This window comes from Pseudarthrobacter oxydans (assembly GCF_013314975.1).
Classification (GTDB): Bacteria; Actinomycetota; Actinomycetes; order Actinomycetales; family Micrococcaceae; genus Arthrobacter; species Arthrobacter oxydans.
Genome location: NZ_JABTYH010000038.1, coordinates 1 through 23,975, shown reverse-complemented (window position 1 = coordinate 23,975; position 23,975 = coordinate 1). Strand labels below are relative to the sequence as shown.

Below are 23,975 nucleotides of genomic sequence, written 5' to 3'. Positions count from 1 at the left end.
CGGCGCCGCCGTCGTTTCCCCATCGACTGCAATGGATCAGCTGGCCAGCCAGATGTCCGGGCCGAAGACCTCATAGTGGATCCGCGTGGCTGGGATGCCCGCGTTGATGGCCTCGTTGCGGATGTTCTTCATGAACGGCAGCGGTCCGCACAGGTACAGCGACGCGTCGGCGGGAAGGTCCACCTCGCGCAGGGACATGAAGCCTTCCTTTGCGCCGGCCACCGGCTGCTCGAGCCACAGCTGCAGCTCGGCACCACCAAGCCGTTCGACGTCGTCCGTCATCTGGCTGCGCAGCGCCCAGCTGTCCAGGGTGCTTTCCGCGTGGAGCACCAGCACCTGCCGCTCGGACCCGGCCTCCGCCAGTGAACGAAGGATGGACGCGGTGGGGGTGCAGCCAATCCCTGCGGACGCCAGGACCACCGGGCCGTCGCCGTCCTTGAGGGTGATCTCACCGTAGGGGTTGGAGATCTCCAGGACGTCGCCCACCTGCACGCTGTTGTGGAGCACGGGGGAGACCTCGCCGCCGTCGTCGAGTTTGGTGGTGAAGCTGCGGCTGGTGCCGGCCTCGCCGGACAGTGAGTACTGGCGGACCTGGCGGAGGCCGTCCGGCAGGGTTACCTTGACGCTGATGTACTGGCCGGGCAGCGCGTCGGTGACGGGGGTGTCATCCGCCGGCTCAAGGGTGAAAGTCATGGAGCCCGCACCGGCGGGGGTCTTGGCTGCCACCCGCCACGGCATCCACATCCTGTCATTGGCCTGCGCGGCGTAGAGGCCCTTCTCGAGCTTGATCAGGGCGTCGGCCATCAGCCAATACACCTCTGTCCAGGCGTCGGCGATCTCCGGCGTGATGACCTCGGCCAGGTCCTCTGCTATGGCGGCGAACAGGTGCTCGTAGACCACCTGATACTGCGGCTCGGTGATTCCCAGGGACGCGTGCCGGTGGGCGATACGGGACAGGACGGTTTCGGGAAGGGTGCCCGGGTTGTTCACAAGGTGGGTGGCGAAGGCGGCAATGCTGCCCGCCAGCGCCTGCTGCTGGTTGCCGGAGCGCTGGTTGGAACGGCTGAAGAGGCCGTCCAGGAGTTCGGGGTGGGCAGCGAAGAGTCGGGCGTAGAACTTGGGCGTGATGGCACCAATCCGTGAACCCACAAGCGGCAGGGTTGCTTCAATGACGGGGCGGGATTTTTCCGAGAGCATGGGAACTCCTGAGGGTAGTGACCGGGGCCTTCGTCCGGCCTTAGCGAATACCCGCATTCAAAATGCAAGTTTTCATACCCAAGTTCTACAGCTTGTAGAAAATTGACGCAAATCGGGTAGTAACAGAGTCTTCTGAAGGGGCGCCGCAGGGGCAGTCCGCGCAGCTGCGGGCGGGTTCAGAGCCCCGGGCGCAGTCCGATCATGTTGAAGACCGGAGCCATCTGGCGGGAACCCGGGAGGTCCGCAATCACCACGGAATCGAGTTCCCGGTAAAAGGCTTCGCGGGCCCGGGCCAGCGCGGCGCGGAGCCTGCACTCAGTGATCAGCGGGCAGTTGCCTCCGGGGGCAACGCAGTCCGCTGCGTCGGTCCTGGTGTCGAGCTGGCGCAGGACCTGCCCCACAGTGGCGGTGCGGCCGGCATGGCTGAGCCGGGAGCCGCCTGTCCGGCCGCGGACCACCTCAATCAGCCCCAGGCCGCGGAGCTTCGTCATCGCTTTGCTGACGTGGTTGTAGGGGGTCCCCACCGAGTCGGCAACGTTCTGTGTTGTCAGCAACGCGCCGCCTGGAGCCGCCGCAAGCACCATCAAAGCCCGGAGGCTCACGTCCGCGAAGGCATTGATCTTCATGGTGGCCTGGCCGGTCTAGTCCACCCAGATGGCGGGCTCGCTGGCATCGGCGGCCAGTTCGCCGAATTCCCACGTCTGCGTTCCGGCATTGGCCGCGTAGGGCAGCACGGCTGCGAAGACAGATCCGTCGCGGTGCTCGGCTGCCACGTGGATGGCGTCGGAGTCCTCCTCAACCAGCAGGATGTCGCACACGATGGCGGCAGCCCGGAAGTCCTCCCGGTTCTGCTGCAGCAGGGCGGTGAGGTCGCTGATCATGGCCTCGGCGTCGAAGTCCCCGTCCGAACCTTCGCCGGCATCTGCCGGGGAGACCGCCACCAGCCGCACCTCGCCGTCGTTCTGTACGGTCAGCGCGAAGGGGAGGAAGCCGCCGTTGCGCTGGAGTTGTTCCTGGGCAGCGCTGACACCCGTCCCCAGAAGGTTCTCCAGGTCCGTTGCCGTGCCCTCGGGTACTGAGTCCCGCCAGGATTCCCGGTGGCCGGAACCCTGTTCTTCAGTGGCGGGCCCCGTGCTTTCCGTCATGCTGCCCTATGCCCGGACAAGCGCCAGGACACGGTCCCGGATGCGTTCCATGGTGGCCTGGTCCGTGGCTTCCGCGTTGAGCCGGAGGAAGGGTTCGGTGTTGGACGGCCGCAGGTTGAACCAGTAGCTGCCGTCGTTGGCCGTGAACGTGCTGCCGTCCAGGGTGTCGATGGTGACGTCCTCGCCGGCGAAATCCGCGCGGACGCGCTCCACGGCGGCAGGCTTGTCATCCACTTCGGAGTTGATTTCACCGGAGCTGACGTAGGGCTCGTATTCCCGGCCCAGCTCGGACAGGGGGCCGTCCTGTTCGCCCAGGGCTGCCAGGACGTGCATGGCGGCCAGCATGCCCGTGTCAGCGTTCCAGAAGTCGCGGAAGTAGAAGTGGGCCGAGTGTTCGCCGCCGAAGACCGCCCCTTCCTCCGCCATGACGGCCTTGATGAAGGAATGGCCCACGCGTGTACGGACGGCTCGGCCGCCGTCGTGCTCTACGAGCTCTGATACGGCGCGTGAGGTGAGCAGGTTGTGGATGATCGTGGGTGTCGCTTCACCCTGTGCCTTCGCACGGGCGATTTCGCGGCGCGCCACCATTCCGGTGATGGCCGACGGCGACACAGGGTTGCCCTTTTCGTCCACCACGAAGCAGCGGTCGGCGTCGCCGTCGAAAGCGAGTCCGATGTCGGCGCCGTGCTCAACCACTGCCGCCTGCAGGTCGCGGAGGTTTTCCGGCTCCAGCGGGTTTGCGGGGTGGTTGGGGAAGGATCCGTCCAGCTCGAAGTACAAGGGAACGATGTCAAGGGGAAGCTTGGGGAGCAGGGTGTCGCCCAGCACGGCGGGGGTGGTGAGGCCGGCCATGCCGTTGCCCGCGTCCACGACCACCTTCAGCGGCCGGGAACCGGAAAGGTCCACCAGCTTGCGGAGGTACTCGGAGTAGTCCTTGAGCACGTCCCTGACGCCGATCTGCCCGCGCTTTTCGGCAGCCGGCATGGACCCTGCGTTGAGGTACTGCTCGGCCAGCGCCTGGATGTCCTTGAGCCCGGACTCGGAGGAGATGGGCACTGCGCCGGCCTTGGACATCTTGATGCCGTTGTAGCCGGCGGGGTTGTGGCTGGCGGTGAAGGTGGCGCCGGCACGGTTCAGGTAACCGCAGGCAAAGTAGAGCTCATCAGTGGAGATCAGGTCCAGCAGCTCAACGTTGGCGCCACGGGTGGCCGCGCCGTTGGCGAAAGCCTTGCTGAAGTCCGGGGAGGACGGGCGCATGTCGCCGCCCACCAGGATGGTCTGGCCTTCGAGCTTGAGGACATCCACGAAAGCGGCCCCCACGGCTTCGACGATTTCGGCGGTGATGGACTCGCCTACGATGCCCCGGACGTCGTACGCCTTGAAGGATGCCGAAAGGTCAAAAGCCGTTGTCTGTTCGCTAGTCACGGGCTTTATCTTACGGTGCAGCCGGTGCTCGGCAATTGAGGGAGGGCTATGTTTGTGGATAAACACATCTGGAGTAATGGGCCTTCCGCCCCCTGTCGTCGCATATCCACATAGCAGCGGCCGTGCTCCTGGGTGTCGGACGTGGCTGGGATACTGAATCAATGGTCGATAACCAGCACGCCAGATTTCCTGAACCAGCTCTTAGCGAAACCGCACATTCCGAACCGGCATTTCCTGGGACCGGGCTTTCTGGACCTGCAACCACAGATGTCCCTTCTTCGACAGCTACGCACGCACAGGCCCTCGAGGTCCTCCGCGAGCTGGTCGGCAACCCGACGGCAGGCTTCCACGAGGGCCAGTTCGAAGCAATCGAGGCGTTGGTCGACGGCGGCCGGAGAGCCCTGGTGGTCCAGCGCACCGGCTGGGGAAAATCGGCAGTGTACTTCGTGGCTTCCCTGCTGTTGCGGCGCAGGGGCGCCGGGCCCACCCTGATCGTATCGCCCCTCCTGGCCTTGATGCGGGACCAGGTGGCTGCCGCGGCCCGCGCCGGGGTGCGCGCTGTGGCCATCAACTCCGCCAACCAGCTGGAATGGGACACCGTCCGCGAACAGCTCGCCGCTGACCAGGTGGACGTCCTGCTGGTGTCGCCGGAAAGGCTGACCAACCCCTCCTTCCGCGAAAACCAGCTACCGGAACTGATCCGCCGGACCGGCCTGCTGGTGATTGACGAGGCCCACTGCATTTCCGACTGGGGCCACGATTTCCGCCCCGACTACCGCCGGATCGCGGACCTGATCACCCAGTTGCCGGACACCGTCCCGGTGCTCGCTACCACCGCCACGGCCAACTCGCGGGTGGTGCATGACATCGAAGAGCAGCTCGGGGCCGGCGTCCTGACTATCCGCGGCGCCCTTGGCCGGGACTCCCTGCGGCTGGGTGTCCTGTCCCTTCCCGACGCCAAACAGCGCCTTGGCTGGCTGCTGACGCATCTGGCGGACCTGCCGGGCAGCGGAATCATCTATACCCTGACGGTGTCCGCAGCGGAGGACACGGCCCGGCTGCTGGCCGAGGCCGGCCATGAAGTGCTCGCCTATACGGGCCGCACCGACCCCGCCGACAGGGAGCGGGCGGAACGGCTCCTCAAGGACAACCAGGTCAAGGCCCTCGTGGCCACCTCAGCCCTGGGGATGGGCTTCGACAAACCAGACCTGGGCTTCGTGGTCCACCTCGGCGCGCCTTCTTCCCCCGTTGCGTACTACCAGCAGGTGGGGCGTGCCGGCCGTGGAGCGGCGAACGCCGACGTCCTGTTGCTTCCGGGCGCGGAGGACCGCGACATTTGGCAGTACTTTGCCACCGCCTCCATGCCCTCTGAAGAGAAGGCGGCGGCCGTCCTTACCGCCCTGGCAGAAGCGGGCACCGCACTTTCCACAGTTGCACTGGAAGCACGGGTAGACCTTCGCCGAACTCCGCTGGAACTGCTGCTCAAGGTGCTGTCAGTAGACGGGGCCGTGGAACGGGTGGGCGGCGGGTGGCGGTCCACCGGCCAGCCCTGGATATACGACGCCGAGCGGTACCAGCGCATTTCTGAAGCCCGCGTGGACGAGCAGGACTCCATGGTGATCTACCAGGACACGGCCGGATGCCGGATGGAGTACATCACCTCAGTCCTGGACGACGAGACCGCGCACGCCTGTGGCCGGTGCGACAACTGCGCCGGTCAGTGGTTCCGGGCAGACATCGCTGAACAGGCCACGGCGGCGGCCAGCCAGACCCTCAGCAGGGCGGGCGGCGTGCTGGAGGCGCGGCTGCAGTGGCCCAGCGGAATGGACCGCCTCGGAGTTCCGGTGAAGGGAAAGCTCAAGCCCGGTGAGGGGCTCGCCGAGGGGCGCGTCCTGGCAAGGCTTACCGATCTTGGCTGGGGCGGTGCACTGCGGGAGCTGTTCGCGGCCGGTGCCGCAGACCGGCAGGTCGATCAGGGCATGCTGCAAGCCTGCGTCCAGGTTCTGCGCGAGTGGGGCGCCGGAGACTCACGCAATCCCGGCTGGAGCGGGGCGGGACGGCCTGCAGCCATCGTCAGCGTCCCCTCGCGAGGAAAACCGGAACTGGTGGGCTCCCTTGCCAGGGGCATTTCCGAGATCGGGCGCATCCCGTACCTGGGAGAGCTGCAGCTGGCCCACGGTGGTCCCACCGGGAGCCGCGGCGGCAACAGTGCCTACCGCCTGGCAGGGGTATGGGACCGCCTGGTGGTGGGGCCCGAACTTGAGGCGGCGCTGGGCTCCGTGCAGGGCGGCAGCGTGATGCTGATAGACGACATCGTGGACAGCCGGTGGACGCTCACGGTTGCCGGCCGGGCGCTTCGCGAGGCAGGTGCGGGAGCTGTCCTTCCGCTGGTGCTGGCGCAGGCCGGCTGACGCGGGGGATGCCTGGTCCAGCGGGCTGACGCCGGACCGGACCACCCGTGGGCCGCTGTGACGCACACCGGCCAAGGCAGGGCTGGTTCAAACCTGTTGGGCTCTGCGCTGGCTGACTTCTGCGCCGGCGTGCCGCGGCAGGAACAGGCTGTCCGCGGTGCTCGCCAGCATCAGCACCGCCATCGCGAGGAATGCTCCGCGGAAGGGGCCGGCGGCGTCGGACGGGAAAGTGCCGAGTCCGTCGAACAGCCGGATGAGCAGGGCTCCAACGGCGATGCCGGCGGTAGCGGCGAGCTGCACCAGTGTTGCTGAGACGACGTTCGCCGAGGTGAGCTGCGCAGGGGCGATGTCCGCGTACTGGACCGAGGCGTAGGCGGAGAAACCGATGGAGCGGAAGGCCCCGCTGCAGACCAGCAGCGCAAAGGTCAACGGCTCAGGGGTGTCCGCCGTCAGCAGGGCGCAGAGGGCGAAGGTCGCTGCAGAAGCCAACGAGGCAAACACGAGCATGGCCTTGAAGCCAAAACGCCGGATCAGGGGAGTCGTGGCCGGCTTGATGCCGATGTTGCCGATAAAGACCGCAGCCACCATGGCACCGGCGTGCAGGGGGGACCAGCCGAACCCGGCCTGGAACATCAGCGGCAGCAGGAAGGGAACGGAACTGATGGTCAGCCGGTAGGCGAACCCACCGGTGGCCATCGCCCTGAATGTTCGGGTGCTGAAAACCCCCAGGTCAAAGAGCGGATTGCGGGCCCTGCGCATCCAGAGCACGGCGCACGCCAGGGCAGCCGCTCCTGATCCGGCACTCAAGGCAGCCCAGGGAGCGTCCGGATGCGTGCTCGCCAGTTCAAGGCCCACTACCAGTGCCCCCACGCCGAGCGTGGTGAGGGCCAGCCCCAGCCAGTCCAGCCGCCGCCCGCCATCGCCCGCTCCTGCGGGCACCAGCCGGAGAGCCGCCAGGAATGCGGCCGCACCCAGGGGAAGGTTGATCAGGAAAATCCAGTGCCAGGACAGGTATGTCGTCAGCGCCCCGCCAACCAGCGGAGCCAGGACGGGCGCCAGCAGTCCGGGCCACACCAGGAATGCGGTGGCGCGCAGCAGTTCGGCCTTGGGCGTCCCGCGAAGGACCACGAGGGTTCCGACGGGAACCATCATGGCGCCCCCGAAACCTTGGGCGATCCTGCTGAGGGTGAGGGCGGCGAGGTCCTGGCTCAGCGAACACGCCAGTGATGCGATGGTGAAGATGGCAATGGCAAGGCAAAAGATCCGGCGGGCACCGAACCGTTCCGCCAGCCAGCCGCTGAGCGGAATGCCCATGGCCACGGTCAGCAGGTACGCCGTCATGGTGATGTTGACGTCCGGAGCCGGCACCCGGAAGTCGGCAGCGATATTGGGGATGGCCGTTGTGAGGACGGTGCCGTCGAGGAATTCCATAAAGAAGGTGGCGGCCACCAGGAGGGCCAGGCGGGGACTCCATGCCTGGGCGGTCCCGGGTGTCCCATCCACCGCGTTGCTTGCTGCCATCCGTTCATCCTGCCACCGGCAGAACGTGCCGGGCCCCCGGTGTCCGCACCCCGGACGCAGGAACCGGACATTAAATCCCGGGTCCAAAGGCCCGGGTGCCCAAAGGCCCGGGATCCCAAAGAGCCCGGAAACGCAAAAAGGCCCCGGTCCAGGACCGGGGCCAAAACGCGGAGACGGGGGGATTTGAACCCCCGGTGGAGTTGTGCCCCACACTTCATTAGCAGTGAAGCCCATTCGGCCGCTCTGGCACGTCTCCAATTGCTATTCCTAGCCCACCAAGGATACGCAGAACGGGCCATGCAGTGCAAAACGGATCACCTGCCCGCCCGCAGCACTCCTCAAAGCACCCCGCAGCTGCCTGGGGCCCGCGTCACTGCCGGGGCTGCCCGGCCCGGACCATCCTGATTTCGCGGAGGTGTTCCCAGTCCGGAATCGTGTCCGCGGCCCCGTCCGGTTCGAAGCCGAAGTGCCGGTAGAAGCCGATGGCGCGCCCGTTGTCCGCGGCCACCCACAGGCTCGCCGCGCTGGTGCCCAGGGCGGCCTCGAGGAGGCGGCGTCCCAGGCCAAGCCCCTGGTGGGACGCCAACAGGTACAGTCCCCAAAGTTCCAGGTCCCCTGACGACGGCGGCGCGGCAGCATGCGTCGTATCCCCGGCAGGCACGTGGTGGACGCCCGCAAACCCAACCAAAGTTCCGCCGTCGGACGCCACCCACACGACTCCCGGTTCTGCTGACTCCAGCAGGTGCCGCCAGAGAGGCAGCCGGTCGGCCGGGACCCGGGAGTCGAGAAACCCGTCGGACAGCATCCCGCGGTAGGTCTCCTGCCAGCAGCGGACGTGGACCGCCGCCAGCCGTTCAACGTTGGCAGGCTCCGCCCGCCGCAGGTCCAGGCCCACCGCTACGCCAGTCCGCCTGCCAGGGCCTTCCACAGGAAGTGCTGGCTCCGTGCCTGCAGTGCCGCCGCCTGCCGGTTGTCTGATGCTCCGGCATGCCCGCCCTCCAGCGCCTCATGGAACCAGACATTCGGAATGCCCATGGCCAGCATCCGGGCGGCCATCTTGCGCGCCTGGACCGGACCAACCCGGTCATCGGAGGTTGCGGTCCAGATGAACGTTTCCGGGTATTCCACCCCGTCCTTGAGCAGGTGGTAGGGGGAGAAAGTCCTGATGTATTCCCACTGTTCGGGGACGTCCGGGTCGCCGTACTCGGCAATCCATGAGTGGCCGGCGGAAAGCCTGGTGTAGCGGCGCATGTCCAGCAGCGGCACCCCGCAGGACACGGCGCCGAACAGTTCCGGGTAAAGGGTGAGCATGTTGCCCACCAGCAGCCCGCCGTTGGAGCCGCCCACGCAGCCCAGCCGTTCGCGGGAGGTGACCCCGCGGGAGATGAGGTCCCGGGCGACGGCGGCGAAGTCCTGGTAGGCCTTGTGCCGGTTCTCCTGGAGGGCTGCGCGGTGCCACGCCGGCCCGTACTCGCCGCCGCCGCGGATGTTCGCCACCACGTAGACGCCGCCGCGGGAGTGGGGAGCATCCCCGTCAGCACCGGCAGACAGCGAGGTGCGGCGCTCCAGCCACGCCCTGCCCACCGTGCCGCTGTAAGCCGGCGTGCGGGACACCTCAAACCCGCCGTAGCCGGAAAGCTGCGTGGGATTCTGCCCGTCCAGCGCCAGGTTCCGCGGGGCCACCTGGAAATAGGGAACGCGGGTGCCGTCCTCGGACACGGCAAAATGCTGCTGCACTTCGTAATCGGCGTCTGCAAAGAACGACGGCGACGCCTTCACCACGGCGTGCCGGCTCACCACGCCGGGCGTTCCGTCTGAGGTCCGCTCCAGGGTGCCGCGCATCAGCGTGGTGGGAGTGGTGAACCCGGTGGCGACGAGCCAGAAGTCGTCACCCGCACCGCCGTCGGACGCTTCCGCGTCTTCATCGTCGACAGCGTAGGCGTTGACATCGTGCAGGGGCGGGCAGGCGTCGAGGAGCGTGGCGGCCCAGGCGCCACCCGGACCGTCAGACGGGCGGGAAGGATCAAGGACCCGGATTTCGGACGAAACATCCTTGAGGAGGTTGAGCAGCAGGAAGTTCCGGGTCCAGCTCCAGGACTGCAGCGACGTGCGGGCGTCGGGCGCGAACAGCACCGCCAGCTCCCGTGCGCCGGCGAGGTAGTCCTCGAACCCGCAGGCAAGCAGTGAACCGGCCGGGTAGGTGGTTCCGTCGATTGCCCAGTCCTGCTGGGGCCGGAACAGGAGCCATTCCCGGTGCGCGCTGACGTTTACGTCGGTGGGCACGTCGATCTGCATCCATTCACCGTCCCGCAGCACCAGGTTCCTGCGGTTGAAGAAGTCGATGTAGTCAACGGCGAAGGTCCGCTCGAATCCGGGCGTGGAGTCGTGCGCCACCACTGCCATCATGTGGTGCTCGGGGACCTCGAACAGCAGGGGCGCGCCGGCCAGCTCAGCGCCGCGCTTCAGGGTGACCGCCGTGCGGGCGTAGGACGAAGCAGTCTTCGGCAGCCCGTCCGCGGTGGAGGCGACCAGCAGCGTGTCCGCGTCCAGCCACGAAACGTTGCCCTTCGCCGTCGGCAGGTCAAAACCGCCCCGGGCCGGATCCACGAAGGACCGGCTCTCCACGTCGAACTCCCGGTACCTGTTCGCGTCGCCGCCATCCGGTGAGAGCGCCAGCAGCGCCAGCCGGTAGGGCTCCCCGGCACCGGGGCGCAGGAATGTAGCGCCGTGGAAAACCCACTCCTGGCCCTCCGCCGCAGCCAGCTCATCGACGTCGAGCAGCACGTCCCATTCCGGGGAATCCGTGCAGTAGCTCTCCCACGTTGTGCGCCGCCACAGGCCCTTGGGGTTGTGGCGGTCCTTCCAGAAGTTGTAGTACCAGTCCCCGCGCTTGCCCACCATGGCGATCCGGTCCGTGGAGTCCAGCACCTCCAGGATGCTTCCTTCCAGGCCGGCGTAGTCCGCGTCCTCCAGGAGGTCTTCGGTGCGCGAGTTCTGTTCCTTGACCCAGGCAAGCTGCTCTTCGCCGTAGATCTCCTCCAGCCAGACGTTCTCGTCGACGGGCTCGGGCGCTGAGTCAGCTGCAGTGGTGGTCATTGGGCCATCCAAACAACTTAGCTGCCGGCGGGCAAGTCACGCGTTCAGCCCGTACGCTGGATGCCGTGGAAAAAACGCAGAGCATCCGGACCTCCATCATCGGTGCAGGTCCCCGGGGCACCAGCGTTCTGGAACGCCTGCTCGCGCACGCGGCTGCCCTTGCCACGGACGGTACCGGCGCCGTGCAGCTCCACATCGACGTCATCGACCCCTACCCGGCAGGGCCCGGGCACGTGTGGCAGCCGCAGCAGTCACGGCTGTACCTGATGAACACGCAGTCCTTCTATCCCACGCTGGTTCCGCAGGACCCTGCCCTGGCAGCGCCCGTCGCCGGGACCACCTTTGACCAGTGGCGGGCGGAGCAGCAGGCACATTCGTCGCCGTCCCTCACCCCGGATGAGCGGGCGGAGCTGGCGGTGCTTGGATCCAGTGACTTTCCCAGCCGGGCCCTGTACGGCCGGTACCTCCGCTGCACACTGGACGAGCTGACGGAAAAGGCTCCCGACGGCGTCACCATCCAGTTCCATGAAACGTCCGCTGAGTCGGTGCGTCCGGCCGCGGACGGAACGTTCGACGTCGGCCTGGCAGGGGGATCGACGCTTCGCACCGGCGCCGTGGTGCTGGCCCTGGGGCACGTCCCTTCCCGGCTGAACCCGGAACAACGGGAACTGCAGGGCGCGGCGGAGCAGCTGGGCCTGCGGTACCTGCCGCCCGCGGTGCCTGCAGACGTCGACTGGGCGGCCATTCCCGCCGGCCAGCCCGTCCTGGTCCGCGGCATGGGCCTGAACTTCTTTGACGCCATGGGCCAGCTCACCGAGGGCCGCGGCGGGAAGTTCGTCAGCAACGGCGGGAAGCTGGACTACGAACCGTCCGGCCAGGAGCCGCTGATCATCGCCGCCTCACGCCGGGGGACGCCCTACCGGGCCAAAGCGGCGCTCGCCGGCTACTACCCTGCTTCGGTCACCCTGCGGTACCTCACTGACGCCGCCCTGGAACGCTTCCGCACCGCCGGGATCCGGCCGGGTTTCGACCACGACCTTTGGCCGCTGCTGCACCGCGACACGCTTTGGGCGTACTACTCAACCCTGGTGCGCTCGCAGCCCGGCGCGGTTCCCGATACCGCCGCTTTCCTTACCGCGCTTGAAGAGGCGCTGCACCCGCATGCCCACAGCGCTGCCAAGTGGGAGGACAGTGTCGAGAGCGTCCTGGCCGTGCACGTGGGCCCGCGGCACCGGCTCGACCTTCCCGGGCTGGCCGCGCCGCTGGCGGGGCGTTCCTTCGCGTCGCGCACCCAGCTTGACGCCGCCGTCGTCGAATACCTGCTCGACGACGCCCGCCGCTCGGCCCTTGGCGAGGATGATCCGGTGAAGATGGCCATCGGCGCCCTGCACCGCGGCCGGGCGGTCCTGAAAACAGCAGTGGCCGACGGCGGCATCACCGACGAATCATGGGTCGCCGGGCTGCGGGGCTGGTTCGAGTCCTTTGTGGAAGGGCTGGCCAGCGGGCCGCCGGCGCTCCGTTCGGAGCAGCTGGCTGCGCTGGCAAGGGCCGGGATTGTCAGCTTCGTCGGGCCCGACCCGAAGTTCGGCGTGGACCGCAGGAACGCTGTGTTCACCGCCTCGTCCCCCTGGGTGGACGGACCGCCCGTGACGGCAAGGACCATGGTGGAGGCGCTCGCTCCGGGCAACAGGGTGTCCGCAAACGATTCGCCGGTGCTTGAGCAGCTGCTCGCGGACGGGCTGGTCAGGCCGAGGCTGATGATGACGGCGGAGGGCGCGCCCGTGCAGTCCACGGGCCTGGATGTTGTGCCCCACCCCTACCGGCCGCTGGCAGCGAACGGGTCCGTGACGGAGAACCTCTACGTGCTGGGCCTGCAGCTTTCGTCCTCGCAATGGGGGACAGCCATCGCCGCGGAGGCCGTGCAGCCCGGCCAGCCCGCCTACCGGAGCGGCCAGCGGACGCTCCGGGACGCCGACGAAATCGCGCGAGCCATCCTGGGGCTGTAAACCCCCGGGACGCTCTCTCACTTAATGCGCTTAAAACCCACATGCTCTCTCACGAGTGAGAGAGCATGTGGGGAAATGGCGCTTTAGGTGAGAGAGCGTCAGTGGTTTTCCGGACCTTTCACGCTTCCAGACGGGGCGTCAGCCGCGCAGACAGGCCCGGTAGGCAGCCATGGCCTGGCCGTAGTTCAGCTGGCCGGTCAGGTCCGCAGGCCGTGCGGGCTTGACCGGGGCCGTGCACACCGGCCCGGCAGGATCGGCTGCCGCCACCTTGACCCCCACCGTGACCCTCGTGCCCGATTCCGCGGCGGTGAGGACCAGGGTTCCCGGCCCGGCCGCGGCACCGGACGGGACCGGCAGGTTGACCGTTGCGGAACCGGCCGTGACCGGCACGGACCCGAGCTCGGCCACAACCCCGGCGGTGTCCGTAAACACTGCCGTGAGGGTCTTGTTGACCGGGCTGCCCAGTGAGGTCAGGTCCAGTTTGGAGACCGTGAGGCTGACCTGTTCGCCGGGCTTGACCTCCGTGGCGGTGGTGTTGGTAACGGCCACTGAGCGGCGCGCGAAATCGGGCGAAACCGGGCTGCTGTCCTGCAGGTAGCCGATCCAGGCGTCACGGTCCACCAGCCCCGAGTCCTTGGTGTTGGATCCTTCCGTGAAGACGCGGAAGTTGTCGCCCCCGGTTGCCAGGAAGCTGAACGTACCCACCCGGTAGGACCTTGCCGGATCGAGCGCAGCCCCGTTCACCCGGACCGAGGTGATGCGGTCACCGGCCGGCCGTGCGGCGTCGTACGTGTAGTTCACGTTCTTGGACAGACCCAGCTGGATGTAGGCGCGGCTGGGAACCGTGCCGTCCGGGTTGGTCTGCCACTGCTGCTCCAGCAGCGTCTTGAACTGCGCACCCGTCAGGGACGTGGTCCACAGGTTGTTGACGAACGGAAGTACCGCGTTGGCCTCGGCATAGGTGATGGTGCCGTCCGGGGCGTAGTAGAGCTCGTTCCGCAAACCGCCGGCATTGACCACACCGATCTCGGCGCCGCCCAGCTCGGCGGGCTGCAGCGAGTTGAGCAGGGAATCTGCCACCAGGTTGCCCAGGGTGGACTCGCTGCCGCGGTCATCGCGTTTGGCCACACCGGCGGCATCCGTGGTGAAGGCCGTGGTGATGTCCGCCGTGACGGTACCAACGGGCTGGTTGCCGACGACGGCGGCGTCCGCGAGTGCCTTCCTGACGATCGCGTCGACGGCGGCCACGCGCGGGTAGGCTGCGATGAGATCCGCGGCAGGATCCGTGGTGCGCTTCACGTTTCCGGCCTTGTACGCGGTCACCTGCCGGGTGGCGGTGTCCACGGTGAGCTGGATCTGCCCCACGTTCTCGCCGTAATTGCCCGTCTGGACGATCGGGCGGGTCTTGCCCTCGGCGCCCGGGACGGGCGCGTCCCAGGCGTACTCCTTGTGCGTGTGGCCGGTGAAGATGGCATCAACATCCGCGGAGGTTTCGGTGACCAGCTTCGCGAACGGACCGCCGGCAGCCACCTCCTCTTCCAAGGTGGAGCCTTCCACCGTTCCCGAACCGGCGCCGTCGTGGTTTTCCACGATGATGACGTCGGCCAGCTTCTCCGCGGTGATCCGTGCAGCTGCACGGTTGATGGCGTCCACAGGATCGCCGAACTCAAGGTCGGCGATGCCGGCGGGGGTCACCAGGGCGGGTACTTCCTGGGTGACCGTGCCGATGACGGCAACCTTGATGCCGTTCATGTCCAGGACGGTGAACTCGGGCAGGGCCGGCTCGGTGGTGCCCTTCCTGTAGACGTTCGCACCCAGGTAGGGGAACCGGGCGTTGGTGCCGCCGGCGATGACGCGGTCCTGCAGGTCGGCCCAACCGCCGTCGAACTCGTGGTTGCCGACGGCAGAGGCCCTCAGGTCCAGGGCGTTCATGATGTCGATGGTGGGCTGGTCCTTGGCGACGGCGGAGGCAAACAGCGACGCGCCGATGTTGTCGCCGGCTGAGAGGAAGGCGGTGGCGCCGGGGGCGGCCGCCGCACGGAGTTTCTCGATGGTGCCGGCGAACAGGACCGTGTTGGTGTCGATCCTGCCGTGGAAGTCGTTGATGCCCAGGAAGTTCAGGTCAACGGCGGCGGGAGCGGACTGCAGGTCCAGGCCCACCACCACGGGATCGTGGTCGCTGGCGCGGAACTGGTCCGGTGCGTAGTAGTTGGTGACGTTGTTGTTGTAGCGGCTGTACTCCAGGGCAACGGACTCAACCGAGTTGATGTTCCAGATGTCAGCCCCGGTGACCACCGCATTGGCGGCAGGGGAAGCCAGGATGTGGTCCAGCGAGCCCACCATGCCGCCGAAGAGGTAGGAGTGCTTGGCGGAGCCGTCGGCGTTGCGGGCCTTCTCGTCCTGGTTGACGTAGCCCTCAGCCGTGAAGACATTGATGGGGTCTTCCTTGGCATAAGCGTTGAAGTCGCCGATCAGGAACACCTTGTCCGTGCCCTTGGACTGCTGCAGGGACTTGGTGAACTCCAGCAGGGACTTCGCCTGGGCTGTGCGCGCCAGGTTTGATGCGCCCTGCCCCTGGTCCGTGTCCTCGGGCGTGGCAGCGGAGCCTTTGGACTTGAAGTGGTTTGCGATGGCGATGAACTCTGTCCCCGCACCGCCACCCACGGGCTTGAACACCTGGGCCAGCGGCTTGCGGGCGTTGGAGAACGCCACGGTGTCGTTGTGGATGATGGATTCACCCACGGGCTCCGCCACGGCTTTTTTGTAGATGAACGCGGTGCGGATCATGTCCTCGTCGCTCAGCGGCGGCGCGTTGGCAGGTGAGCGGACGTAGTCCCAGATGCCCGGCGTCTCGATGTTCAGGGCGTCCACCAGCTTGGCCAGGGCGTCGTCCCGGTTCTTGCCGAACTGTGCCGAGTTTTCGATCTCCATCAGCGTGACAACATCCGCGCCGGCCTTGGAGATGGCGGAAACGATCTTGTCCTGCTGCCGGTTGAAGTTCTCCGCGTTGGCAGCCCCGCGGGCATCGCACCCGCCGCGGACCGTGATCGGGTTGCCGGCCCTGTCCTCGTAGTAGGTGCAGCCGGTCAGGGTGTCCCCTGTGGTGGGGAAGTAGTTGAGCACGTTGAAGGAGGCGATCTTGAGGTTGCCGCCCACCGCTGCGGGAGCTTCCGTCCTGGTGGCCCCAAAGGTTGCGGGCTGGACAGAGGCCTTGTTCGTATCCGTGAGGTGGGTCAGCGGCTGGAGTTTCCAGGCATTGTTGCCGTAGCCCAGCACCACATTGGTGGTGAAGGTGGCAGGGGAGCCTACCCGTACCGGGTCGGCCGTGGTCAGGTAGGGAAGGACCTGCGCCTTCGTGGTGGGGTCCTTGAGGAAGTTGGTGCTGGAGCCGTCGTCGAGCTTGATTCCGCGGGCGGCGTTGTCCGCCACCGTCGCGGTGTACCCGGCGGAGCCGTAGGGAGCGACGGCGGTGGGCTGGACCAGCGGCGTTGTTCCGCCGGCGAGGCCGATCTCGCCGTACTGGTTCAGGGAGTAGTTGTCCGTGACGGTCAGCGGCCCCTGGGGTGCCAGGAGCATGCCTTCCAGGGATTCGCGGAAGGCCTCGCCGGCGGGCAGTGTGAAGGGCGTGGCCTTGACCTCCGGCGCGGCCTCGGCCAGCTTGGTGAGTCCGGCGGCCGCGGTGACGTTCAGCTGGGTCATCCCGTAGTACTCCGCCACGGCACCTGTCACCTGCACGTGGTCTCCGGCCTGGACCGATGCCACCGTGGCGGGGGAGTAGACGAAGATTCCGTCCGACGCGGCATGGTTGGTTGCCGTCAGGTCGCCGCCGGTTCCCGGTGTCTGCAGGTAGTAGCCGTTAAGGCCGCCGGTGGGGAAGACTGCGGTGACCTTTCCGGTGGTGGTCACTGTTGAGCCGGTGAGGGGGCTTTGCGCACCCGTGCCCTGGATCTCGGCAATCGACGTGCTGGACGGCACGGGGGCCGGATCCGGGGTGGGGTCCGGACTGGGATCGGGCCCGGGGGCAGTGGAGCCGCTTGGGGTTGGACTGATTGTGGTGCTGAGGCTGAAGTCGGCGGCGTTGCTGTTGCTGTCCGCACCTCCGCTGCGGTTCAGGCTCCTGGCGTCGCCCGTACCCGCAGGGCCTGCAGCTGCTGCGGTCTCGAAGGTGTTGGAGGAGCCGTAGCCCAGCAGGTCCGCAACGCCTGCGGGCTCCACCTGGGAACCTGTGGAAAGCGCGACGGCGGTGGGCTGCTTGGCGAGCACGATGGTGCCGGATGTGCCGCTGAAGTTCAGGCCGCCCGCCACGAGGTCCGGGGTGGGGAGGGCGGCGCCGTTGGTTCCGTTGCTGGCACCCTGGATCAGGTAATGACCCTTTGCCGCGATGGTGCCGGTGAGGGGTGCCACGGTGGTGGGGGCTGCGAGCCCGGTTGCGGAACGGTACTGGACTGACCAGCCGTCCAGCCGCACCGGGGCGTCCGAGGAGTTGTAAAGCTCCAGGAACCGGTTCTTGTAGGCGGCGCCCGTGCTGCCGCCGCTGAGGTAGGCCTCGTTGATGACAACGGGGGATGTGCCTGCCGCGGGTGAGACCTCCGCGGCTGTAGTGTCCGCAACTGCGGGAAATGCTGCCAGGGGAGCCAGCAGCCCCGCCGACAACGCTGTCCCCAGCGCTAGTTTCCAAGGTGTGTGATGCATCCGCTCTTACTTTCATAGGGGTGTCCCGGTGGGGACCCAATGGAAGATGTCCGGGTTGTACCGACGGACAGGGGCCCGGATCCTGCTCCTGGTCAAGTGGTATCCGGCACATCACAACAGCGCTGAATGAACGCAGGGTTGATAGCGCGTGCATTCGGCGGGACGCTCCCCAGCGGAACGGGCCACCTTCCGGCCGGGAGCCCCAGTAGCCCCGGTTCCGGTGATGCTGTTGGCGGTATGTGGTGGCCGGCATCTGCCCCAGTGTGCCGACTATCACAAAGGATACCGGCCAGTAGCTTTGCTGGAAGGGGACGGCGGAAATTTGCCAGGACGATTTACGTGGCGGCACCGGTTCCCGTCATGGCGGCCACGTCAGGGCCGGCGGTGCCCGCCGCAGGTTAAACGAAGGACCCCTGTCTGCCAGGCGTGCTGGCGGACAGGGGTCCTTTTTCGCGGAAGGTAAGAGATTCGAACTCTTGGTACGGGGTTACCGCACACTAGTTTTCAAGACTAGCTCCTTCGGCCGCTCGGACAACCTTCCTCAACAAGTAGTGTTTCATAGGCACTTGCCTGCAACAAAACAGAGTCCGGAAGGTGTCCGGTGCACACTGGTTGCACGCAGTATTCAGTCAGAAACGGGAGTGTTCCATGAAAGCCGTCTACATTTCGGAGCCGGGCGGCCCGGAAGTGCTGGAGGTCCGCGAGGTCGAGGCCCCGGTACCCGGTAACGGAGAGGTGCTGATCGATGTCGTCGCGGCCGGCCTCAACCGGGCGGACGTGCAGCAGCGCAGGGGTTTCTACCCGCCCCCGCCCGGCGCATCGGACATCCCCGGCCTTGAGGTATCCGGCCGGATCGCCGGGTTCGGTCCCGGTGTCACGAAGGCGTTTTCCCTCGGGGACAAAGTGGTGGCGCTGCTGGCCGGGGGCGGCTACGCCCAGCAGGTGGCCGTCCGTGCCGAACAGGTCCTGCGGGTGCCCGACGGCGTGGACCTGGTGACCGCAGCAGCCCTTCCCGAAGTTGCCGCCACCGTCTACTCCAACCTGGTCATGACCGCCCAGCTTCAGGAGGGTGAAACTGTCCTGATCCACGGAGCCACCGGCGGGATCGGCACCATGGCCATCCAGCTGGCCAAGGCGCTCGGCGCCAGGGTTGCCACTACCGCGGGCTCTGATGAAAAAGTGAGCACGGCGAAGGCCTTCCTGGGTGCGGACATTGCCATCAACTACGCCGAAGAGGATTTTCCCGAGAGCCTCCGCCGCCAGAACGGAGGCAAAGGCGCAGACGTCATCCTCGACGTCGTCGGAGCCAAATACCTCAAACAGAACGTGGACGCGCTCGCTGACTATGGACGCCTGGTGGTGATCGGACTGCAGGGCGGCACCAAGGGGGAGCTCGATCTGGGGCAGCTGCTGCAAAAGCGGGCCGCCGTGGTGGCTACGGCCCTGCGCCCGCGGCCCGTGGAGGAAAAGGGTGCCATTATGAACGCCGTCCGCGAGGCCGTCTGGCCGCTGGTCAGTGACGGTCGGGTGCGGCCGCTGGTGGCAAAGACCTTTCCGCTCGACCAGGTTCGTGCGGCCCACCGGTACTTCGACACGGGTGACCACGTAGGAAAGATCCTGCTGCTCATGTGAGTGCTCCGCCCCGCAGACCGTTGCCCGCCGAGCACAAGGAACAGCATGTCCATCCGCCATAGCCTCCTCGCCCTGCTGCAGGACCAGCCGCGCTACGGCTACCAGCTGCGGGCCGAGTTCGAGAACCGCACCGGCAACACCTGGCCGTTGAACATTGGACAGGTGTACACCACCCTGGACCGCCTGGAACGCGACGCTTTGGTGGCCAGGGACGGCGACGACGGGAACGGGCACGTGGTGTACAGCATTACGGCGGCCGGAAGGGCGGAGATCCGGGAGTGGTTCGCGGCCCCCGTGGAGCGGAACAACCCGCCGCGCAATGAGCTGGCCATCAAGCTGGCCCTCGCTGTCACCGTGCCCGGCGTCGATATCCAGGCCATCATCCAGGGCCAGCGGATGGCCTCCGTCCGGGCGCTGCAGGACTACACCAAAGCCCGCCGGGAGACGGCTTCGAGCCAGCGGAGCGTTGATACGGCGTGGCTTCTGGTCTTGGACTCCCTGATTTTCCAGACCGAGGCGGAGGTCCGCTGGCTGGATCTGTGCGAGGCGAGGATGATCCAGCAGGCGCAGGGGAAATAGGCAACACAATTGGGTCTTTTTGATTGCAGTGGACAGGTTTAGCGTGGGGCTCAGGAGCCGCCCGGCCGGGCGGTGGAACTTGGAGGAAGCTCATGGCAACCCACGTGGCCGACTGCAGCGTAACGAACTGTTCCTTTAACGATCACACCAACTGCAATGCTGCCGCCATCACGGTCGGCGGCGCCGAAAACCACGCGCACTGCGCCACCTTTATCGACACGGGCATGCACGGCGGACTGCCCAAAGTCCTTGCCGACGTCGGAGCCTGCCAGCGCTCTGAATGTGTCCACAACGACCACCTGATGTGCAAGGCCGCAGAGGTGCATGTCGGCCCCGGGGCGGACAACGCTGACTGCCTCACCTACTCACACGCCTGAGGAGCAGCTTTACGCTTTTCCCACGAGCCAAGGCCTCCGCCCGAAGTGTTCGGACGGGGGCCTTCGCTGCGTTGGTCCGGCTGCGACCCCAAGCTGATCCGTCGTTCGTCGCCGCTTCCCCTCCGCTCAGCGCAGGTTTCTGCGCCATCTGGCAGAACGCCCCTGGAATGGGGCTGCGGGTTGGTAGGGTGCGTCACAGCAGAAGCGAAACAATCTCAAGGAGGAGACATGGCCGAAACGCCTGATCAACGGAGGAACGCATCCGGGGAAAGGGGCGTGGTGGCCACTGACCCGGCCCTGCCCCCGACAGCCATCGATGAGGAGGTCCGCGAGGCAGAAGACCGGAAATGGACGCCGGGGAAGATCGCGCTGTGGGCAGGCATCGCCCTGCTGGGCGGTTTGGCCTGGTTCATGCTGGCCATCATCCGCGGAGAGACCGTCAACGCCATCTGGTTCGTCTTTGCCTCGGTGTGCACCTACCTCATCGGCTACCGCTTCTACTCCAAGGTTATTGAGCGCTACATCACCCGGCCTGACGACCGCCGTGCGACGCCGGCCGAGTACAAGGCCGATGGCAAGGACTACGTCCGGACTGACCGCAATGTCCTGTTCGGCCACCACTTCGCCGCCATCGCCGGCGCCGGACCGCTGGTGGGTCCTGTCATTGCAGCCCAGATGGGCTACCTGCCCGGCACTATCTGGATCATTATCGGCGTCGTCCTTGCCGGCGCTGTCCAGGACTACCTGGTGATGTTCTTCTCCATGCGGCGCGGTGGAAGGTCCCTGGGCCAGATGGCACGCGAGGAGCTTGGCGTGATCGGCGGCACGGCGGCCCTCATTGCCACCCTGCTGATCATGGTGATCATCGTGGCCATCCTCGCGCTCGTCGTTGTCAATGCCCTGGGCGAAAGCCCGTGGGGTGTCTTCTCCGTGGGTTTGACCATCCCCATCGCCCTGTTCATGGGCGTCTACCTCCGCTACCTCCGGCCCGGCAAGGTCATGGAAGTGTCGCTGATCGGCTTCGTCCTGCTGATGGCGGCTATTGTCGGCGGCGGCATCGTGGCCGAAACCCCGTGGGGCGCTGACATCTTCAGCCTGGACAAGGTCACCATCGCGTGGGGGCTCATCGTCTACGGCTTCATTGCCGCCATCCTGCCCGTGTGGCTGCTCCTGGCACCCCGGGACTACCTCTCAACGTTCATGAAGATCGGCGTCATCGTGATGCTCGCGCTGGCCATCATCGTGGTCCGCCCGGAGATCACCGTCCCCGCCTTCAGTGAATTTGCCAGCAGGGACAACGGACCCGTGTTCCCGGGGGCCCTGTTCCCGTTCCTGTTCGTCACCATCGCCTGCGGTGCCCTGTCCGGCTTCCACGCCCTGATCTCGTCCGGCACCACCCCGAAGCTCGTCGAAAAGGAACGCCAGACCCGGTTCATTGGCTACGGCGGCATGCTGATGGAGTCATTCGTGGCCATCATGGCCCTGGTGGCCGCGATTTCCATCGACCGCGGACTCTACTTCGCCATGAACTCACCGGCCGCGCTGACCGGCGGGACGGTGGAAACAGCAGCCACCTGGGTCAACAGCCTGGGCCTCGCCGGGGTAAACATCACCCCGGAGTTCCTGTCCCAGACAGCAGCCAATGTGGGTGAGGAAAGCATCGTGTCCCGCACCGGCGGTGCTCCCACCCTGGCTGTGGGCCTCGCGCACATCATGCAGCAGTTCGTTGGCGGTACCGCCATGATGGCCTTCTGGTACCACTTCGCCATCATGTTCGAAGCCCTCTTCATCCTCACCGCCGTGGACGCCGGCACCCGCGTTGCCCGCTTCATGCTGCAGGACTCGATCGGAAACTTTGTCCCCAAGTTCAAGGAGCACTCCTGGCGGCCCGGCGCCTGGCTCTGCACCGCCATCATGGTGGGGGCCTGGGGCGCGGTGCTGCTGATGGGCGTCACCGACCCGCTGGGCGGCATCAACACGCTGTTCCCGCTGTTCGGCATTGCCAACCAACTGCTCGCGGCAATCGCGTTGTCCGTGTGCCTTGCCATCGTGGCGAAGCGCGGCACGTTCAAGTACCTGTGGATCGTTGCCCTGCCGCTCAGCTTCGCTGCCGTGGTGACCATCACCGCGAGCTACCAGAAGATCTTCTCGTCCACGCCCGCGGTGGGCTACTTCGCCAACAACGCGGCGTTCAGCAAGGCCCTCGCAGAAGGGAAGACGGAGTTTGGGACGGCGAAATCCGTGGCGGCCATGGAGGCCGTCGTGCGGAACACGGCCATCCAGGGCTGGCTCTCCGTGATCTTCGTGGTGCTCAGCATTATCGTGATCGCGACGGCGTTGCTCGCCACGGCCAGGGCCTTCCGCAACCGCGCGGACGGCACCGCCGTCCAGGACAACGAGGACCCTGCCCTCCCGTCGCGGGTCTTCGCCCCTGCCGGAATTATCCCCACACCCGCCGAGCGCGAGCTGATGGCGGAGTGGGACAAGGTGCCGGCTGAGCTGAGGTTCGAAAGGGGTGGCCACCACTGATGGCAGCGGGACTGGCTGTGCTGACGCGGGGAGTCCGGGGCGTTGCCCGGTATTTCGGCGGCGTCCTGGGCGCGGATGCGTACGCCAAGTATCTGGAGCACCACAGGGCGGCCGGCCACGTGGATGCGCCACTCACGGAGAGGGAGTTTTGGCGTGACCGGACAGACCGCCAGGACAGCAATCCGCAGGGCCGGTGCTGCTGATTGAGCTTGCAGCGGACAAACCGTCAGGTGGGTTCGTCCGGTGGGTCGCGGGTGGATCGCTCATGAGAGTATGAACGCATGAGCGATCCACAAGACACTCAGCCAGCTGAGGACCTCCCGGTAGAAGGCACTCCCATTGACGACCGGCAGCCGCCGGTGCACGCCCACCCCGGCCCTCCTGAGGGCATGAGGCCCAAGGGGAGCAACCTTCAGGACCTGGTGGATGAGCCGGCCAAAGTGATGCGGATCGGAACCATGATCAGGCAGCTCCTGGAGGAAGTGAAGTCCGCACCCCTGGATGAGGCTGCCCGGGGCAGGCTGGCCGAAATCCACGAGCGCTCGATCAAAGAGCTGGAAGACGGACTTGCGCCGGAGCTGGTGGAAGAGCTGGACAGGATCAGCCTTCCCTTCTCCGACGACGGCACTCCCTCGGACGCTGAACTGCGCATAGCCCAGGCCCAGCTCGTGGGGTGGCTTGAGGGGTTGTTCCACGGGATCCAGACGGCCATTGCCGCCCAGCACGCGGCCCGTGAGCACGCGGCCGCGCAGATGCAGCTGCGCCAGCTGCCGCCGGGAACCATGATTGCCCCCGGCGTGGTGATTGGGGAAAACGGTGAGCCTCAAAGGGCCGCCGCAGGTTCGCGCTCCGGCAATTCCGCGCGGCCAGGCCAGCGGGAAGACCCGGACCACGGTCCCGGACAATACCTGTAAGGGTGCGCTTGGGCTTTTTCAGCGCCGCCAGGCAGGGGCGCAAGGATGATGCGGAACTGGGGAAGGGACTGTGGCGCCGGGCCCACGACCGCTTCCAGCGGGGACTGGACCGCTTCCACCAGGTCCTCGAAGGCGTCGAGGACGACCAGCTCTACGGCGAGCTGCTTGAGATCGCCAACGAGCTTGCTGCCCTCCTCGAAAGGGTACGGCTGGTCTGCATGGAAGCGCAGCGGCGTTCACCGAATGAAGGCCTGGATATTCCCGTTGGCCTGGCCGGCGTGCACCGTGCCCTGTCCAAAGCCGGCAACTCGCTGGCCACCACGGCCGAGGCGGCCGCCATGCTCCGGCTCGCCGTGGGCCCGGTCCCGGTAGGTGCGGCGTCCGTCCGCAGGCGCGCCGAGTCCGTCTTCCAGCAAGTGGCCGACGCCGAGCGCCACCTGAGCGAGGAGGG

Annotated in this window: 17 protein-coding genes and 2 tRNA genes; 9 read left to right on the top strand and 10 right to left on the bottom strand. The window is 66.8% G+C overall.

The window, feature by feature from the left end; all coding sequences use genetic code 11:
* Nucleotides 1-36: 36 nt before the first annotated feature.
* From HTS88_RS19110 to HTS88_RS19095, 4 genes are all read right to left on the bottom strand, one after another.
* Nucleotides 37-1,197 carry a globin domain-containing protein gene (locus tag HTS88_RS19110; RefSeq protein ID WP_174181235.1) on the bottom strand — a complete coding sequence of 387 codons (1,161 nt, stop codon included), beginning with the start codon at nt 1,195-1,197 and terminating at the stop codon, nt 37-39.
* Between the two features lie 176 nt (nt 1,198-1,373).
* On the bottom strand, nt 1,374-1,823 hold the full coding sequence (locus HTS88_RS19105; RefSeq protein ID WP_174181233.1) for an RrF2 family transcriptional regulator: 450 nt from the start codon (nt 1,821-1,823) through the stop codon (nt 1,374-1,376).
* Between the two features lie 15 nt (nt 1,824-1,838).
* A complete protein-coding gene (locus HTS88_RS19100; RefSeq protein WP_174181231.1) occupies nt 1,839-2,342 on the bottom strand; it encodes a hypothetical protein in 504 nt (167 codons plus the stop codon).
* A 6-nt stretch (nt 2,343-2,348) separates the two neighbouring features.
* On the bottom strand, nt 2,349-3,767 hold the full coding sequence (locus HTS88_RS19095; RefSeq protein ID WP_174181228.1) for a phosphomannomutase/phosphoglucomutase: 1,419 nt from the start codon (nt 3,765-3,767) through the stop codon (nt 2,349-2,351).
* 161 nt (nt 3,768-3,928) lie between these two features.
* Here HTS88_RS19095 and HTS88_RS19090 point away from each other — a divergent pair, with 161 nt between their 5' ends.
* Entirely contained in the window at nt 3,929-6,178 is a 2,250-nt protein-coding gene (locus HTS88_RS19090; protein ID WP_174181226.1) for a RecQ family ATP-dependent DNA helicase, read from the top strand.
* A gap of 87 nt (nt 6,179-6,265) precedes the next feature.
* On the opposite strand, the gene HTS88_RS19085 is transcribed toward HTS88_RS19090, so the two are convergent.
* The 4 genes from HTS88_RS19085 to HTS88_RS19070 form a co-directional block, all read right to left on the bottom strand.
* Nucleotides 6,266-7,699 (bottom strand): MFS transporter, encoded by a 1,434-nt coding sequence (locus HTS88_RS19085; RefSeq protein ID WP_174181223.1) that lies wholly within the window; start codon nt 7,697-7,699, stop codon nt 6,266-6,268.
* A gap of 168 nt (nt 7,700-7,867) precedes the next feature.
* Nucleotides 7,868-7,955 (bottom strand) — tRNA-Ser (locus HTS88_RS19080).
* 114 nt (nt 7,956-8,069) lie between these two features.
* Nucleotides 8,070-8,594 carry a GNAT family N-acetyltransferase gene (locus HTS88_RS19075; protein ID WP_343045022.1) on the bottom strand — a complete coding sequence of 175 codons (525 nt, stop codon included), beginning with the start codon at nt 8,592-8,594 and terminating at the stop codon, nt 8,070-8,072.
* 2 nt (nt 8,595-8,596) lie between these two features.
* Nucleotides 8,597-10,795, bottom strand: a complete 2,199-nt coding sequence (locus HTS88_RS19070; RefSeq protein ID WP_174181221.1) for a prolyl oligopeptidase family serine peptidase — start codon at nt 10,793-10,795, stop codon at nt 8,597-8,599.
* Nucleotides 10,796-10,860: 65 nt separating this feature from the next.
* Here HTS88_RS19070 and HTS88_RS19065 point away from each other — a divergent pair, with 65 nt between their 5' ends.
* Entirely contained in the window at nt 10,861-12,801 is a 1,941-nt protein-coding gene (locus HTS88_RS19065) for an FAD/NAD(P)-binding protein (protein ID WP_174181219.1), read from the top strand.
* 138 nt (nt 12,802-12,939) lie between these two features.
* Here the strand turns inward: HTS88_RS19065 and HTS88_RS19060 are convergent, their stop codons facing one another.
* A complete protein-coding gene (locus tag HTS88_RS19060) occupies nt 12,940-17,493 on the bottom strand; it encodes an ExeM/NucH family extracellular endonuclease (protein ID WP_174181217.1) in 4,554 nt (1,517 codons plus the stop codon).
* Nucleotides 17,494-17,946: 453 nt separating this feature from the next.
* Nucleotides 17,947-18,034, bottom strand: a tRNA-Ser gene (locus tag HTS88_RS19055).
* 107 nt (nt 18,035-18,141) lie between these two features.
* On the opposite strand from HTS88_RS19055, the gene HTS88_RS19050 reads away from it, so the two are divergent.
* The 7 genes from HTS88_RS19050 to HTS88_RS19020 all read left to right on the top strand — a co-directional run.
* Nucleotides 18,142-19,125, top strand: a complete 984-nt coding sequence (locus tag HTS88_RS19050) for an NAD(P)H-quinone oxidoreductase (protein WP_174181207.1) — start codon at nt 18,142-18,144, stop codon at nt 19,123-19,125.
* Between the two features lie 45 nt (nt 19,126-19,170).
* On the top strand, nt 19,171-19,704 hold the full coding sequence (locus HTS88_RS19045; protein WP_174181205.1) for a PadR family transcriptional regulator: 534 nt from the start codon (nt 19,171-19,173) through the stop codon (nt 19,702-19,704).
* 92 nt (nt 19,705-19,796) lie between these two features.
* Complete coding sequence (locus tag HTS88_RS19040) at nt 19,797-20,081, top strand: DUF1540 domain-containing protein (RefSeq protein ID WP_104189059.1); 285 nt, start codon at nt 19,797-19,799, stop codon at nt 20,079-20,081.
* A 228-nt stretch (nt 20,082-20,309) separates the two neighbouring features.
* Entirely contained in the window at nt 20,310-22,610 is a 2,301-nt protein-coding gene (locus HTS88_RS19035) for a carbon starvation CstA family protein (protein ID WP_174181203.1), read from the top strand.
* Entirely contained in the window at nt 22,610-22,813 is a 204-nt protein-coding gene (locus HTS88_RS19030; protein ID WP_174181201.1) for a YbdD/YjiX family protein, read from the top strand. The genes HTS88_RS19035 and HTS88_RS19030 overlap by 1 nt, the downstream gene beginning before the upstream one ends.
* A gap of 78 nt (nt 22,814-22,891) precedes the next feature.
* A complete protein-coding gene (locus tag HTS88_RS19025; protein WP_174181199.1) occupies nt 22,892-23,524 on the top strand; it encodes a bacterial proteasome activator family protein in 633 nt (210 codons plus the stop codon).
* A gap of 8 nt (nt 23,525-23,532) precedes the next feature.
* A partial coding sequence (locus tag HTS88_RS19020; protein ID WP_174181197.1) for a hypothetical protein occupies nt 23,533-23,975 on the top strand: 443 nt, incomplete at its 3' end.